A 14,591-nucleotide genomic window follows, 5' to 3' on the forward strand; every position below is an offset into this window, starting at 1 on the left:
TCGGTGCGAGCGACTGCGCGCCGATCTGACGGCGCAATGCTGCGGGCGAAACTTCATGGGAGCGGCTGCCTTGGCATGCGTCGGCTGTCCCGTCGGCCAACGTCACGCCGAGGCGCTTTCGCTCGACGACGCGAAGCCGGATTCGAAGCGCGGCGTTTCCCGCTGGGATTCGCGGCCGTCTGGCCAGTGCGTGCGATGCGGCAGGCGGGTGCTGCGCCTGGTCCTTGGTCATACGCTTTGCCCGAGTTGCTACAACCGGCAGCGGGAATTCCTGCACGGCCGGAACTCAAAAGGTGGCACGCCGCAAAAATGGGCTGGCCTGCGCCAGGCGCACGTGGAAATCGATCTGCACGGCAAACAGCAACGCCTCGACATTGGCCTGCGCTCGGGCCGACCAGAGATCGAACGTTTCGTCGCACGTCGCTGGCCAGAGGCCATCGTCACCCGGGTCTGGCTGGACGCCGAACCGCCAGCCGTCGTCCCCGCACACTGCCCGGTCGGCACGGCGTGCTCGACTGCGCGGTTCGCGGCAACGCCAGAGATGGCGCGCTAAGGCGCGCTCGTCCAGCAGCAAACACCCTCGTCTTGCAGCGCGTCGTTAGTAACGACTTGCACTATTAACGTGTTGCGTTACTATTGACTTCAATGATTGCCTCGTTGGTGTCAACGATCGGCGACACGCCTGTGTTCGCCTCGGGATCGGTAGCGCGAGTGGCGTGGGAATCATTGAAAACCAATGAAAAGGAGCACGACCATGACCCGGCGGGTGCCGCTTGTGACGCCAGGCAGGATTCTCGCTGACGAGTGGCTCACCCCCCTAGGTATAAGCAAGTACGCGCTCGCCAAGGCGATCGGTGTGCCGGCGCGGCGCATCAATAAAATCGTGCACGGCAAGCGTGCGATCACCGCCGATACGGCGGTGCGCCTCGCGGCATTTTTTGGCACCGATGCGCAGACGTGGATGAATCTGCAGACGCAGTACGACACGGAAATCGCCCGCGAGCAGCTGCGCGACGTGCTGCGCACGATCGAGCCGTACGTCGCGCGCGCCTGACCGGGGATAGGTGCGCACACAACGAGGGGTGTTCCATGTGGATCTGCCTGAAAAACGCTTTTCTTTCCATCGTCAGCAATCCGGCGGACGACGCCACCCTGCTCGTGCGCGCGCGGCGCGCCGGCGACATCGAGACGGTGTTCGGTGCCGGCGTCGAAGTGGTGACGCTGCCGCGCCGTGACTACCAGTTCCGCGCGTTCATCGCCCGCGACGTGGTGGCCACCGCCATCGCCACGCAGCTGCGCCACATCGACTACGGCAACTTCAAGGACTCGGTGGCCGATGCGCCGCTGCACGACGCCTACTTCAAGGTGTGGCATGCGATGGCCGACCTGCAGGAAATCCCGCCGTATGGCACCGAGCCGCGCAAAGGTTTCCGCGCGCCATGACCGGTATTCCGAAACCCGGCGACGGCGGTCTGTATCTGGACGATCTGGTGTCGACCGGCAAGCCGTCGCTGGGCGATCTCGCGGTCGTCTCGCGGCTCGTGCGCGGGTTCGTCAAATACGTGCTGGATACCCGGGCCGCGTGGCACGCGGGTGAGGCGGGCGTGCGCTATCCGCTCGCCATCATCGAGGTCGAGGCCCGCCAGCTCGGGGATATCTTCCTCGGCCGCGACGCGCGCTTCGATGCGCAGCCGTGGAATACCGACCGGCGGCTCGGCATGGTGCTGACGGTGCTGCTGCCCGACGAAACGAAGCACTACGGCGACCCGGGCGCGGCGCTGTTCATGTGGCTGGCCGCGCAGACCGCCGATGCGGCGGAGGACATCGAGCAGGGTGGCGACGAGGTCGATGCGCGGGGGCGGCTCGATCGCATCGTCACCGACGTGACCGAGCGGCTCCTCGGCACCAAATACTGATGCGCGCCTCGAGTTCGAGGCCCTACCTCGGTGACCCGGACGTGGTCGGGGGCCTCGTACGCGGCTTTCTGGCGGGCGTGGTCGACCGTGTGGCCGAGGTCGGCGCAGGACGTGAGGACCGGGGCGTGGCGGCGATGGCCGATACGCAGGCGTGCATAACGATGGGAGATATCTTCCTCGGCAGGGATCCCGCTTGCGAGCCGGTCGGCCAGTGGAACCGCAGCGGCGGCATGGTCAACTGGATGTACCGGCAGCTTGATCATATCTATCAGGAACCGGAGGCGAACCGCGAGGCGCTGGTGGCTGACGTGTTCGCGTGGGCCGTGCGCTTCGCCTATGAGGCGATCCGCGCGCATGAGGACGACGCCGACGAGGCGGATCTGCAGGACGATCTGGTTAACCTCGCCGACGACCTGACGCGCTTTCTGCTCGGCATGCCCGGGCACTTCCCGGATCGCCTGTTTCTGTAGGCAGTCGGCTACTCACTAACGGGCGGACCACCACCTGCGACGACCGCGACACGATCGCCGCCGCACCGGCCGTCTCGGCACTTAGGCCATCAATTGTACGAGCCGCATCTCAATTTCTCTCGCGAATGCCTCGGATCGGCGCCAGTCTTGCCATGGATCCAGTGCTTACGCGGACAATGATCGGGTAACCCAAAGCTTCAGTTCAGATACCCCCGGATAATGCAGCTTTTCTGCTTTTTGTCGCAATTACCGCAAACGCAATATCCCTTTGACAGGTTTCCCCTGCGGCGACGAGGCCTCTAGGGTGGCCTCCGGATGGTTCGTCTTCAACCGGTCGAACCACGCCGGGTAACTTGGCGAAGATTCGGGGATCGCCGCACCCATCTCGTAGGTGAGTTCGAACACATCATCTCGAACTTGCGCGGATCGAGTTGGATGGCCTTGACCGCTGGGCGCGGAAATAACCACTTCGTAACGAGCGCAGGCACCACGGACACTCCATAGACCGGCTAGAGCTAATTTCAATCAACGTTTCGTAGGTATAGCGAGTAGCATACATGCGATCAATAGAATGATCGACGTCCATACGAACATATCTCCGAATGCGTTTGATGTCCCCGCGCCCGCTCCGAACATTGCGGACGATAGATAGAATGTGAGCTTGTCCACGTTAGACCTTTACCTTAGCGGTGGCGCGAATCATTGCGCGGACGGGATAGTAGCCTTCGATGCCTGCGAAACTGAGGGCGAGACGCGCGGCGCATCGGCCTGCAGGGTGGCGCGTTCGCGGTGTGACGGCGCTGAATCAAGCGTGGCGACGCGCGTGATCCGACGCGCATGCAAACGGGCGCAGGTGCCCCGTTTGCATGCGCTGCTCAGGTGAGCTCAGGCTCAAGGCTGAGCAACTAGCGCTTGAACCAGATTGGGCGCCTGCTGGGAGCCCAATCCCGTTACGTAGTCGTAGCCGCCCGCAGCGTTGCAGACCGTGCCGCAGGTGCCGTTGCTGCCCGTCGTCACGTCATGATAATCGCTGCCGTACGCCGACTTCCCGGCCGTGTACAGCGCGTTGTACGTGCCGCCGAGCTTGGCCTTGCCCGCTGCCGTGCGCAGCGAGTTCGCGATCGCGAAGAGCCCGGCCCACTGCGGCGAGCCCGCGCTCGTGCCGCCGACCTGGAACCATCCCGACTGCCGTTTATAGGTGACCGAGTCATACACGGCGAAGCCGGTGTTCGGGTTGCCGTCGTAGCTGACGTCGGGGATGCCGCGGTTGCCGGCGTAGGGCACCGGCCATGCGGCCTGCCCGGCGGGTTCCGCCTCATAGGCGCTCACGCCGCCGCCGCTGCCACTCCATGCGCTCTCGCCGATGTAATTGCCGTATGCATCGATCGACAGTGTCGTGCCACCGACCGACACGACGGATTGCGACGCGGCCGGGTATTCCGCGCCGTAACCGCTGTCGCCGGACGACGCGACGAAGGTCACGCCGGGCGAGGTGCTGAAATGGCTATCGAAGCTGCCTTCCGAGCTGAATTCGCTGCCGCCGAAGCTCATCGACACGACCGACGCCCCGTTTTTGACCGCCACGTCGACCGCCGTCATTAGATCGTTGAAGTTGTTCGACGCCGCCTCGACGAGCACGATCTTCGCCTTCGGCGCGATGGTGTGAGCCCATTCGACGTCGAGCGCCATTTCGAGCGCCCAGCCGGAATCCGCGCGGGGTTTGCTGCCGCTCGCGTAGATCTTCTTGAAGCAGCCGTTCGCGGTCGTGCAGGCGGGAAGGGAAAATTGCGTGCTGAACACGCCGAGGTCCGACTCGATCTTCGGATCGTCGTACGCGTCGACGATCGCGATCACCATGCCGTCGCCCTGATTCGTGATGGTGTCGAAGCCATATGCGTGCCGCACGGTGGCGGGCGTGAGGCCGACGACGGCCGCGGTGCTGGCATGCGGCTTGACGTGGAAAGGCGGGCGGGCATAACCCTTCGGTACGCGGGCGCCTTCGACATAGGGCGCCGATTGCCCGTTGTCCTGCGCGAATGCGTTCGAGCCGGTGAGCGCGGGTATGCAGAGAGCCGTTATCAATATGGACAACCGGTTGTTGTTTTTCATTCGTGATTCTCCATATCAATGGAATGATCCGGCCTGCCCGGAGTTTACAAAAAAACCGTCGCCGTCACCAACTTCGCACTTATCGTCGGTGGATTTGGATAATGTGAACACGCGCCAGTACAACTTCACCAAAAAACTTGTGGTGTTAAAGCATGGGTTTACACGTTCATCGCGTAAATGCGAGGTCTGATCGTCATTAGAGCACCACTAAGACGTGGGCACCGTCTGCAAGGCAACCAAGCTCGAGTCAGCCAGGAGCCCGTTTCTCGCGCGTCGTTCGCCTCTTTACGTTTCTCGCACTGGCATGGCGTCAAGATGTTTAACGGTGCGCGACGGACGATCTTGAGTTGGTGAAAACGTTATAAGTGTCGCCCTTGCCGGGCGACCATGAAGGGCCGAACCGCATCGATCGCAAGCGGCGGGCGGTCGTCCCCCGCGGGGTGATGCGCTCGTGCCGCAATGCTACCCGGGGCGCAAAACTCAGGAGGTAAGGCAGTCCCGCCGAGCGTGCGTGCGTTGCGCTCCGATTTCAAACTGCGTGTCGGCTTGGGCCGCTCGCGACCACTTCTCGAACCTTTGTCCGTTTTGCGTTGATGCGTGAAGCGCTATCGCGCCGCAGCAGCCCTAATGCGCTCATTCTCCGCTGCGTCGCGCCGGGCGATTATTAACCTCTACCCCATCGCCAGTTCGGTATGCGTCCGCCACGGCAACCCTGAGCGCTTGCATCGCCGGATTCCGCCTGTGCCAGCGTAGTTTCGAGATCGTCCGACATGACGCCCCTGTCAATCTGAAATCACAAAGTGTTCGTCGCCCAGTTGCGCCTCGCCGTCCCATCGATATGCAAAGGAGCGGGCCGCGATGGCCGGCGCTATAGTCGACGCAGGCGCCGTTCGGCGCCTGAACGCGTGGCTTTCCGGTCATCGAGTAATGCCCGAAGAAGACGGGCTTGTCAGCCGTGTAGTCCACAGATGCCCCTGCTGGAATGGCCGTATCAGGAAGCCTTTCGGAAATATCCGGCGGCACGATTGCCGCCTGGCGGGACGTGGTCGCCGCGGTATACCGACAATTGGCTCGGGATGGTGCTGCGCGTGCCGCTGCCGCAGAAATCGAAGGACTACGGTGACCCGGGCGCGGCGCGCTATTCATGTGGCTGGCCGCGCAATCGGCCGAGGCGGCAGCGTTCATGGAGCGGGGCGGCCCGGAGGACGAGGCGAAAAAGCGGCTCGACGGGACCGCGGACGACGTGACCGCGCGTCTGCTCGGCATCAAATACGCTGTCCAAACCGGAGGCGAACCGCGAGGCGCTGGTGGCCGACGTGTTCGCGTGGGCGGTCCGCTTCGCCTACGAGGCGATCCACGCGCATGAGGACGACGCCGATGAGGCGGATCTGCAGGATGATCTGGTGAACATCGCCACCGACTTGAGCCACTTCCTGCTCGGCGTGCCCGGCCATTTTCCCGATCGCCTGTTTCTTTGACAGCCAAAATGCGCGCGGCCCATCGCTCGCGCCGATTTTGGGAACGGCTGATAGTGAACATCGGCATTGTCTTGGTCTTTGCAGCCTTCTATTTGAGATTCCTAAAGAGCCCGTAAGCTAAGCGCCGCGGCACCAACTGGCTGCCTAATACCCACATCGATTCCGACGGCTTACCCTTCCGCTACGCTTCAGGGCACGCCGTGGCTCACATGGAACGTTCAGGGAAACTCGGCTGTTGCCCTCGAGGCGACGCCTGCCGTCCACGCGTCGAAGAGCGGCACAACGGCATCGGCGGCCCGCGTACGGCCAACAGCGGACCTTCAAGATAACGGGACAAATCGTCGACAAGGCGTGTATGTCCCCGCGGGGACTGGTCGGTTCGGGATCACCCTGAGCGCCTCACAAGAATGCCTTCAGGAGAATCTGCCAGATTTCGAAAGAAAAGGATGATTACCGCCCGAATCAGCTTCCGTACTCGGGGGGCGCGCTCATTCCCGAGTCGCTATCGATTGTAGTTTGCTATCACGGCGCGTATTGCCGGGTCATTCATGTTTGCGCGCGTCACCGTCACCACGTCGACAAATACCTTTGGACGAGGCGGATGCCCCTCCAAGGCAGCGATCAGCGTCTCGACCGCCTGATAACCCATACGGTAGGGGTCCTGCACAATGTCCGCGTATACCATGCTGCGTTCGAGCGCATCCTGAAATTCCGGGCGCCAATCGAACACGACCAGACGAGGACGAGTGCCGGCGGGCATCTCTTCGATGACGTGCAAAGCCCCATAGGCCGTCGTCTCGTTCGGAGCGAAGGCCGCGTCGAGGTGCCCTACGTCACCGGTCAGGACCTTGCGCACCTGTGCTTCCGTCTCGCGAAACTGATACCCGACATAGGGGGCGATGACCACACGCCACCCCATCTCACGTGCGACGGTCAAAAACCCCTCTTCACGCGCGGTCGTCGAACTGATATTCGGCGCGAGTCTCAGCACTGCAATTCTGGCGCCCTTGTGCAGAACGGGTACCAGACTCAGGGCCGCAGCTCTACCTGCCGCGAAATTGTCGGTGCTTACAGTGGAAATCGCGTTGTAATCCGTGCTGCTCCGGTCGACGAGTACCGTAGGAACTGCGACCGAAATCGGAGTCGCTACATCTTGCAGTGGCTCGGGCGCCAACACGATACCCGCTACGCCGCTCTTCACCATGTAGTCGATCATGCTCAACTGGATATTGGGTTGTGCGCCGAGTGACATTCCGTCGGAAGGACTGCGTATTACCAGTTCGACATGGAGATCGTCAGCGGCACGGTGCATACCCTTGCTCATCGCCTGCCAGAAATCCAGGATCGAGCCAGCGAGCACCACACCAATCTGGGTGGCAGGCGCCGCCTGCACCGCCCCCGCCAATGCAGTAACTACTACAAGAAGTGAAAGCGCTCGGCGCATTGAGTGTTGCCGTGGTACCGAATATGGGTTCTGCTCGCACGCAGCGCGGCCCAAAGGGCCGCAACTGATTTAGCCTGTGTCAGCGTGGAATCAGTCGGATGACTTGTCCCAACCATTGGAAAACTAATTGCGCCCGATGGATGTGTCAATGCATTTCGGATATCCATCTCCCAGTCTGCAGCTTGCCTCGACGACCTGAAAGACCCGAGGTCATTCCCTTAGCTGCAATGCGCAAATCATGTCCTGCATTGCGAGGACGAAGGCGTTGGCCATGCAACGCGCACATGAAGTCAAAGGGTCGCAAACGGATGTCCGGGGGCGTGGCGAAGGTCCGCCCTGGGTCGCGTCCCGCCGATCGACGACAGGCAGTGACCGGCCACAAAGGGACACCAGACGGGGCAGCCTACATCGTCGGCAATGACCTTCCCTAAGCCGCAAGCGTGGCGACGGCGCTGATCGCAAGTAGATCAGAAGCAATGCTAGGCAGCGTCACATCCCGAGCGCATTTGGCGTTATCTTGCGTTGAGAGTCCAAAGAGATAGCTTGCGCCGGCCGCCTAGATTTCCGCTGCATGATCACGGAAGGCACATGACTGCGGCGTACATCCCGCGGCGCCGGGGATCGACACCCACCCATCGGGCACCGGCCCGTCAGGACGCTTTTTCCAGGGGTAGGCGTAAATAACGACGTAGCCCGCGAGACGACGCAGGTCAACAGTGTCTCCGCCCGTCGAGTTCAACGCAATTCCGGGCACGCGCTCCCCCTTCAGATGACTTGCGCCACCGTCGTCTATAGGGATCGGCATGGTTGACCAGTCGATGGCCATCGTCTCTTTCATGTTCAGCTCTCTCGGTGAGCCGACCACTGATGGGGCACCCAAAAACCAAAAACAAAAAGCCCCGTCGTTGCTGGCGGGGCTTCGTAGCGCATGTTGCTGCAAATTTCTAGCGTATGCACGTCCCCAGTGGCAGTCCCAAGTGTGCATGCGCATGATGATGAATCGCAATCGTAAAGGACGTGAAGGCTTTCATGGGTAACGAGTGTGCCTTCAGTTGCTGATCTCGTCGACGAATGTCTTATGTGGCGCTTGCTTCCGTTTCCACAAGTTTTCGCTCAGTTCGCAATGGCCGCTTTCGAGCGCGGCGATCGGCAGGTTAGGGTCGATGCTGTTGAAAAAGTCGCTCCGTCGCTTTTTCAGTTCGCTCGCGAAAAAATCGACCTATTAGATCGGCCTACAAGCCGCTCGCGACCACCGGTCAAGGGTAGGAAGACCCCTTAAAACCTCGCGACAGCGACCGACAGCGATTTTTTCAAATGTGAGTGACTTCCCCGTCCCGGTGCGACGCTGAAGTCGCGGGCATCAAGTGCCATGATTGAGGTGCCATCCATCAATCGGAACAGGAGGGGGAAGTCATAGACCAGCTTACTACCGTCGGCATCGACCTGGCAAAGGACATCTTCGCGGTCTGCGTGCTTGATGCTACCGGTGCCGTGTTGCAGCGGCGCGTGCTGCGACGTGAAGCGTTCATGGGGTGGGCTGAGCAACTGCCTCGGTGCCGCGTCGCGATGGAGGCCTGCGGCTCCTCCCACCACTGGGGACGCTGGTTTTCCGCCCGCGGTCACATCGCTCGCCTCATTCCAGCCGAATTCGTCAAGCCGTTCCGACCCAGCGGCAAGAACGACGCAGCCGATGCTGAAGCGATCGCCGTTGCCGCACGGCAGCCGACCGCGCTTTGTGGCAATCAAGTCTGTCGACCAGCAGGCCATTCTCGCGTGGCACAGCGTACGTCAGGGCTGGCAGGAGGAACGTACCTCGCTGCTTAATCGCACGCGTGTGGATTGCTCGCTGAATTTGGAGTGGTGATTGCACGTTCAGCCGATCGCTTTCTTGGCGCGTTGCCCACACTGATCGAAGACGCCAGACTGCCTGACCCGGTGCGCGCCATGTTGCTCGAAGTGCGCGAACAAATGGTCGCGCTGAACCTGAGGCTCGCCCGCTGCGATCAGCAGATCGCCACTCACGCCAGAAACAGTGATGTCGCAAGACGCGCCGGCGAACTGCTCGGCGTCGGTCCCGTAACCTCGAGTGCGCTGGCCGCCACGGTGCCCGATGCGAAGGTCTTCAGAAACGGCCGGCAGTTCGGTGCCTGGCTCGGCCTGACGCCACGGCAGCACAGCTCAGGCGGCAGGGCCCGGCTGGGGCATATCAGCCTGCGCGGTAACGTCTATCTGCGCACGCCGCTCGTTCAGGGCGCCCGAAGTACATTGCAGTCGGCGTTGCGTGCGGACCCCACGCACGCAAGCCGGCTGCAACGGTGGATCAGGCAGCTTCACGAACGCAAGGGCTATCACAAGACGCTCATTGCGATTGCCAACAAGCATGCCCGGATGTTGTGGGCGATGCTCGCAAAAAACGAACGTTATGACGCCGACGCGTGGCAACGCCATCCGATACATCCGCCGTTACCACCCGCTACAGCATGACCCGATTAGCCTGAGACTCAATTATTGCTCGACGCGATAGCAAGACGAGGTCGGACCGAACGGGAGAAGAACCCGACGATTCTGTTGGCGAGTCGTTACCGCATGAGGCTCAATGTCCCATGCCTGTTCGCCGGTTTTCAAATAGGGTTCTCCTGTGCGGCTCATATCGTGGCCCGCCCGATACGTCTCGGGCAACAAGGCCGTTTGCAAAGGCGCAGTCTGTTCCTGGTATTGCTTCAACACGACAGCGGCAGCCGACTTGAGGAAAATGACATGACCACGCCAACAGGCCCGCCTGCAAGTGCGCGCCAGATCTCTGCGAGAGTCGAAAAAAATAGAACCCCGACCTTGACTCTCGGGGGAAGTCCTTGCAAACATTATCGGTCGACATGAGGCGGTCGGCTCAGGCAGCAGTCGGCCGGGTTTGGCTGAGGTGAAGCTCTCGGCGTCGGCTCTCGTGAACTGGCCGGCTGCCTCTAACTGTCTTACGTTTTGTTGCCGACGGCTCGACGAGATATCGAGGGGTGGAAACGCGGTGCTATTTCGCCGGTGATGGCAAGTGTTGTGAGCATCTGACAAAATCTCTAGAAGAATGCTAAGAGCGGAGGCATCTTGCGGACGGTCGAATACCGCTTTTCCACCATTTGGCGCATCGATGCGCCAGTGCAGGAAGTTTGGGCGGCAATCCAGGATTCGGCGCGCTGGCCCGAGTGGTGGAATAACGTCGAGCGCGTGGACCAGCTAGAGGCGGGTTCCGATCAGGGCGTGGGCGTCGTACAACGCTATACGTGGAAAGGCTGGTTACCCTATCGCCTCGTGTTCGATATGCGGGTGACGCGCGTCGACCCGTTGGTCGCGCTGGAGGGGGAAGCCAGTGGCGACGTCGAAGGCGCCGGCCGGTGGAGCTTTTCGACCGACCGACGCAACCTTACCGTGGTCCGCTATGACTGGTGCGTGCATACGACCCGCGCATGGATGAATGCATTGGCGCCGTTGTTGCGACCGGTTTTCCAATGGAACCACGATACAGTGATGCGCGAAGGCGGCGCGGCACTAGCGCGGCGGCTGGACGCGCGGCTGCTTGACATCGGGCATGGATGAAGCCAGCGCGGCAATGGATTGAACGCTCTGCAACGTTTCCCATTTACCTCGATGGTATCTCTTGGCATCAAGGGAGATGATGCGCTTGAGATGGTGGAGCAGACTGAAGTTTGAACCCAGGCGCCGCCGGATGGAGGTCAACCATCGGTCACTGTCCGGCCAGTTTGAGACGGTCACCGTGGTCGCGTGAGCGACCGTTGCACGAGGTACACCGGTCGGTCACCTCTAACGAACACAGCTCGACCGGATCTTGTCACAGTCCCGCCTCGCTCCCGCCCACCTAAAACAGTTGTTGCCAGCGCAGGCTGCCCGCTTGAGACACGTAAGCCGAACCTGCCTCGACGTGTATCGGGCGGTCAGACTTAGGTTGTTCGGCCGCAGCAGCATCAGTCCAGCTGAAATTACTGCCGAGTTTTCGACCGGACTTGCGTCGAGGGTCGTGAAGTCGGTTTCGCCGGTTGTATCTGCCGCATCGCTTGCGTTGACCAGAGCCTTCGTATAGTCGTACTCATGATGCCAGGCAATCTGCAGGTCCGGCACGATGACATCTCAACTGGCCGACGGTTCATGCGAGTCTAGACGACCGGATCATTTGACAGTCTATCTATGAGTAGATATGGTTCGAGCGATGGAAACGACAACGACAGTGCGCGAACAGATCCTCGACCATGCAATCACGCTCATCATGCTGCGTGGTTACAACGGGTTTAGCTACCGTGATCTATCCAGTCTGGTTGGCGTAAAGACCTCGAGCATCCACTACTACTTTCCGTCGAAAGACGATCTGGTTCTGGAAGCGGTCAACGAGTACAGCAAGGAAGTACTCAACGCCGTCCACGCAGTCGACGCTTCGTTGCCGGCCGATTCAAAGCTCAGCAAGTACGCGAAGATGTTCGGCAGGACCCTCGGTGACGGCGATCAGATCTGCCTGTGCGGCATGCTCGCTGCCGATATCGAGTCGCTGCCGGATAACATCCGCCAAGCAGTGCAGGCTTTTTTCAAGGCTAACGAAAGCTGGCTGGCCAAGGTTCTGGCGCAAGGCGCTCAGGAACGTACGCTGGCGGTGAACGGCAAACCGGAAAACGCGGCGCGCGCCCTCTACGCGGCTTTTCAGGGGAGTGTGCTGGCAAGCCGGCTGTTTCACACCAAGGCTCGACTCGAGGATGTCGAGGCTTCGGTGAGGATTGCGCGATAACGCAGTCGATGTGAGGTGGTGAGCCACCTCTTTGTTTGGTCCCTTTGTCTATCTTTGCATAGATAGACAAAAGGATAAATGTGTTGTCCAATCGTCCGTTTTTTTATGGACGAATCTATCTAGTAGTAGATAGCAAAGCCTGATTACTATCCCCTTTTAAAGGAGCTTCACCATGTCACTCGAAAAAGTCCTCTACCGCGCTCATGCCCACGCCACAGGCGGCCGCGACGGCCGTGCTGTCGTCCCCGCAGGCAATCTCGACTTCAAGCTGACCACGCCCAGGGAATTGGGCGGTGCGGGCGGCGAAGGCGCCAATCCCGAGCAGCTTTTCGCCGCCGGCTACAGCGCCTGCTTCCTCGGCGCGATGAAGTTCGTGGCAGCGCGCGACAAGATCGCCATCCCCGCAGACGTCTCGATTGACGGCAGCGTCGGCATCGGCGCGATCCCGAACGGCTTCGGCATCGAAGTCGAATTGAAAATCTCCTTGCCCGGCATGGCACGCGAAGCGGCGCAGGTACTGGTCGACAAGGCGCACATCGTCTGCCCGTACTCCAACGCCACCCGCGGCAACATCGACGTCACCCTCACGATCGTTTAACCACGCGTCCAATCGACTCGCACAGGATCAAGCCATGAAGACCTTCAAGCCCTTGCTACTCGCCGCCGTTCTTGCGGCCAGCGCCACCCTCGCCATCGCCGCAAGCCCGGCAGCACCCGCCTCGCCCGATCTGGTGACCAGCCAGTTCCTTCATGCGCTGAACAGCGGCACAGGACCGGCAATCAACACGTTGACACCGGCGCAGGCGCGTCAGGTGCTGGTCGACGCGCAGAACAGCGTGAAGGTTGATCTGTCCGGCATTGATGTGTCGAACAAGACCATCGAGCAGGACGGCATCACCGTGCCGATCACGATCGTACGGCCGCAAGGCGCAACGGGCACGCTGCCAGTCTTCATGTTCTTCCACGGCGGCGGTTGGACCCTTGGGGACTTCCAGACGCACGAGAGGCTGGTGCGCGAACTCGTCGTGCAATCAGGGGCTGTGGCGGTGTTTGTCAATTACACGCCGTCGCCCGAAGCGCGTTACCCGGTGGCGATCAATCAGGCGTACGCGGCCACCAAATCTTACTTTCCGCAGGTCGCCGATCGAATTTGGGCGTAATTTCCCGGACGCCCGGGTCGGTTAGGGTTTGCGTGGCGCTTCAGCGTCTATCAGGCGCTCGGTTTCGTCCTCCCACTCCTGCATCAGCTTCTTCGCCTTCCGATAGTTAGCGATGGCATGCCGCAAGACGGCGGCCTGCTTGGGCGAGACCGTCCGATGGACGAGCTTGCCGCCTTTCATATGTCCCCACTCATAGTATGGGCCGTGGCGGGCGTCGGGATCCTGGGCGCAGCGGCAGCCCGGCTTGCCGCAGACCTTCATGCGTTCCAGGAGCGTGCCGGAACACAGATAGTCGATCGCATTGAGCGTCTCCCGGATGCGCTCGATGCGCTCGCGGGCCTGCTTGATGATGACTTCGGGTCGGCGTGGCATGAGCTTGACTTTTGAATATCTGTCGCTAAGCTTAGCGACAGAATGAACGGCACGCAAGAACCTTCCCCGCACAAGGCTCGCTTCACCCTGCACAGCGAGCGTCTGGGACCTTTGCCCCTCATCAATCACTTTATTGGACGCATCGGCCTGGAGGACGTGCTCGAACGACACGTCCCCTCGGACGCACGCTGTGCTGTTCCTCATGCCCGGGCCCTCGGCGTCCTGCTGCGCTCGATCATCGTCGAGCGTGAGCCGGTTTACCGCCAGCAGGAAACCGTCCACGGCTTCGCCAGCGGGATGTTCGGCATCCGCGCCGAGGAGATGGAGCACCTCGGCGATGATCGGCTCGGACGCGCCCTGGATCGGCTGTTTGATGCCGATCGCGCAGCGCTGCTGACTGACGTGGTGTTGGCGGTCGCAGAGCGCTTCGGCGTGAACTTTGACGAGTGCCATAACGACAGCACTTCGATCAGCTTCTATGGCAGCTATCGTGGCGCCTCAGGCCGCAAGATCCGCGGACGAACTGCGCCGGTGATCACCTATGGTCACTCCAAGGACCATCGGCCCGATCTGAAGCAGTTGCTGTTCATCCTCACGATGACCGCCGACGGCAATATTCCCGTGGCGTTTCGCTGTACCGACGGCAACGCGAGCGACTCGCGAACCCACATCGAGACCTGGAATACGTTGCGCGCCGTGGCAGGGCGCAGCGATTTCCTCTATGTGGCCGATTCGAACCAATACCCGACATGATGCACACCTCCGTACGTCACTGAAAAGCAAGGGTTCCCTGATCAGGATCAGGTGTTACCGCTATGTCGATACCACCCGCTGCGGCTTGCTTGACCGCGGGCGCTTGCAG

14 protein-coding genes and 2 pseudogenes are annotated in these 14,591 nt (G+C 61.1%); 12 read left to right on the forward strand and 4 right to left on the reverse strand.

Going from position 1 to position 14,591, the window contains the following annotated elements; genetic code table 11:
* Nucleotides 1–55: 55 nt before the first annotated feature.
* The 5 genes from GNZ13_RS38810 to GNZ13_RS38830 all read left to right on the forward strand — a co-directional run bounded on the left by GNZ13_RS38810 (nt 56) and on the right by GNZ13_RS38830 (nt 2,386).
* Nucleotides 56–553 carry a hypothetical protein gene (locus GNZ13_RS38810; protein WP_172175042.1) on the forward strand — a complete coding sequence of 166 codons (498 nt, stop codon included), beginning with the start codon at nt 56–58 and terminating at the stop codon, nt 551–553.
* Nucleotides 554–754: 201 nt separating this feature from the next.
* On the forward strand, nt 755–1,054 hold the full coding sequence (locus tag GNZ13_RS38815; protein ID WP_172175045.1) for a HigA family addiction module antitoxin: 300 nt from the start codon (nt 755–757) through the stop codon (nt 1,052–1,054).
* 35 nt (nt 1,055–1,089) lie between these two features.
* Nucleotides 1,090–1,443 carry a hypothetical protein gene (locus GNZ13_RS38820; protein WP_216675200.1) on the forward strand — a complete coding sequence of 118 codons (354 nt, stop codon included), beginning with the start codon at nt 1,090–1,092 and terminating at the stop codon, nt 1,441–1,443.
* Entirely contained in the window at nt 1,440–1,916 is a 477-nt protein-coding gene (locus GNZ13_RS38825; protein WP_172175048.1) for a hypothetical protein, read from the forward strand. The genes GNZ13_RS38820 and GNZ13_RS38825 overlap by 4 nt, the downstream gene beginning before the upstream one ends.
* Nucleotides 1,916–2,386, forward strand: coding sequence for a hypothetical protein (locus GNZ13_RS38830; RefSeq protein WP_172175051.1), 471 nt, complete (start codon nt 1,916–1,918; stop codon nt 2,384–2,386). Before GNZ13_RS38825 ends, GNZ13_RS38830 begins: the two co-directional genes overlap by 1 nt.
* An 891-nt stretch (nt 2,387–3,277) precedes the next feature.
* Here GNZ13_RS38830 and GNZ13_RS38835 read toward each other — a convergent pair.
* Nucleotides 3,278–4,495 (reverse strand): S53 family peptidase, encoded by a 1,218-nt coding sequence (locus GNZ13_RS38835; protein WP_172175054.1) that lies wholly within the window; start codon nt 4,493–4,495, stop codon nt 3,278–3,280.
* Nucleotides 4,496–5,802: 1,307 nt separating this feature from the next.
* On the opposite strand from GNZ13_RS38835, the gene GNZ13_RS38840 reads away from it, so the two are divergent.
* A complete protein-coding gene (locus tag GNZ13_RS38840; RefSeq protein ID WP_172175057.1) occupies nt 5,803–5,973 on the forward strand; it encodes a hypothetical protein in 171 nt (56 codons plus the stop codon).
* Between the two features lie 502 nt (nt 5,974–6,475).
* On the opposite strand, the gene GNZ13_RS38845 is transcribed toward GNZ13_RS38840, so the two are convergent.
* Together GNZ13_RS38845 and GNZ13_RS38850 are read right to left on the reverse strand one after the other, a co-directional pair.
* Complete coding sequence (locus GNZ13_RS38845) at nt 6,476–7,417, reverse strand: substrate-binding domain-containing protein (protein WP_172175060.1); 942 nt, start codon at nt 7,415–7,417, stop codon at nt 6,476–6,478.
* Between the two features lie 556 nt (nt 7,418–7,973).
* Nucleotides 7,974–8,255, reverse strand: coding sequence for a thioredoxin domain-containing protein (locus GNZ13_RS38850; protein WP_172175063.1), 282 nt, complete (start codon nt 8,253–8,255; stop codon nt 7,974–7,976).
* 575 nt (nt 8,256–8,830) lie between these two features.
* Here GNZ13_RS38850 and GNZ13_RS38855 point away from each other — a divergent pair.
* The 5 genes and pseudogenes from GNZ13_RS38855 to GNZ13_RS38875 all read left to right on the forward strand — a co-directional run.
* A pseudogene (locus GNZ13_RS38855) lies at nt 8,831–9,901 on the forward strand (IS110 family RNA-guided transposase).
* Nucleotides 9,902–10,513: 612 nt separating this feature from the next.
* Nucleotides 10,514–11,002 (forward strand): SRPBCC family protein, encoded by a 489-nt coding sequence (locus GNZ13_RS38860; protein WP_172175066.1) that lies wholly within the window; start codon nt 10,514–10,516, stop codon nt 11,000–11,002.
* A gap of 628 nt (nt 11,003–11,630) precedes the next feature.
* The gene (locus GNZ13_RS38865; RefSeq protein WP_172175069.1) at nt 11,631–12,197 is read left to right on the forward strand and encodes a TetR/AcrR family transcriptional regulator; all 567 of its coding nucleotides are present in this window, start codon (nt 11,631–11,633) and stop codon (nt 12,195–12,197) included.
* Between the two features lie 172 nt (nt 12,198–12,369).
* Complete coding sequence (locus GNZ13_RS38870) at nt 12,370–12,795, forward strand: organic hydroperoxide resistance protein (protein ID WP_172175072.1); 426 nt, start codon at nt 12,370–12,372, stop codon at nt 12,793–12,795.
* A gap of 34 nt (nt 12,796–12,829) precedes the next feature.
* Nucleotides 12,830–13,318: pseudogene (locus tag GNZ13_RS38875) on the forward strand (alpha/beta hydrolase); the annotation flags it as partial.
* A gap of 60 nt (nt 13,319–13,378) precedes the next feature.
* On the opposite strand, the gene GNZ13_RS38880 reads toward GNZ13_RS38875, so the two are convergent.
* A complete protein-coding gene (locus GNZ13_RS38880) occupies nt 13,379–13,729 on the reverse strand; it encodes a DUF6788 family protein (protein ID WP_172175075.1) in 351 nt (116 codons plus the stop codon).
* A gap of 42 nt (nt 13,730–13,771) precedes the next feature.
* On the opposite strand from GNZ13_RS38880, the gene GNZ13_RS38885 reads away from it, so the two are divergent.
* Entirely contained in the window at nt 13,772–14,482 is a 711-nt protein-coding gene (locus GNZ13_RS38885; protein ID WP_172175078.1) for an IS1634 family transposase, read from the forward strand.
* The last annotated feature ends 109 nt before the right edge of the window (nt 14,483–14,591 follow it).

The sequence above is a fragment of the Paraburkholderia elongata genome, assembly GCF_013177735.1.
Lineage (GTDB): Bacteria > Pseudomonadota > Gammaproteobacteria > Burkholderiales > Burkholderiaceae > Paraburkholderia > Paraburkholderia elongata.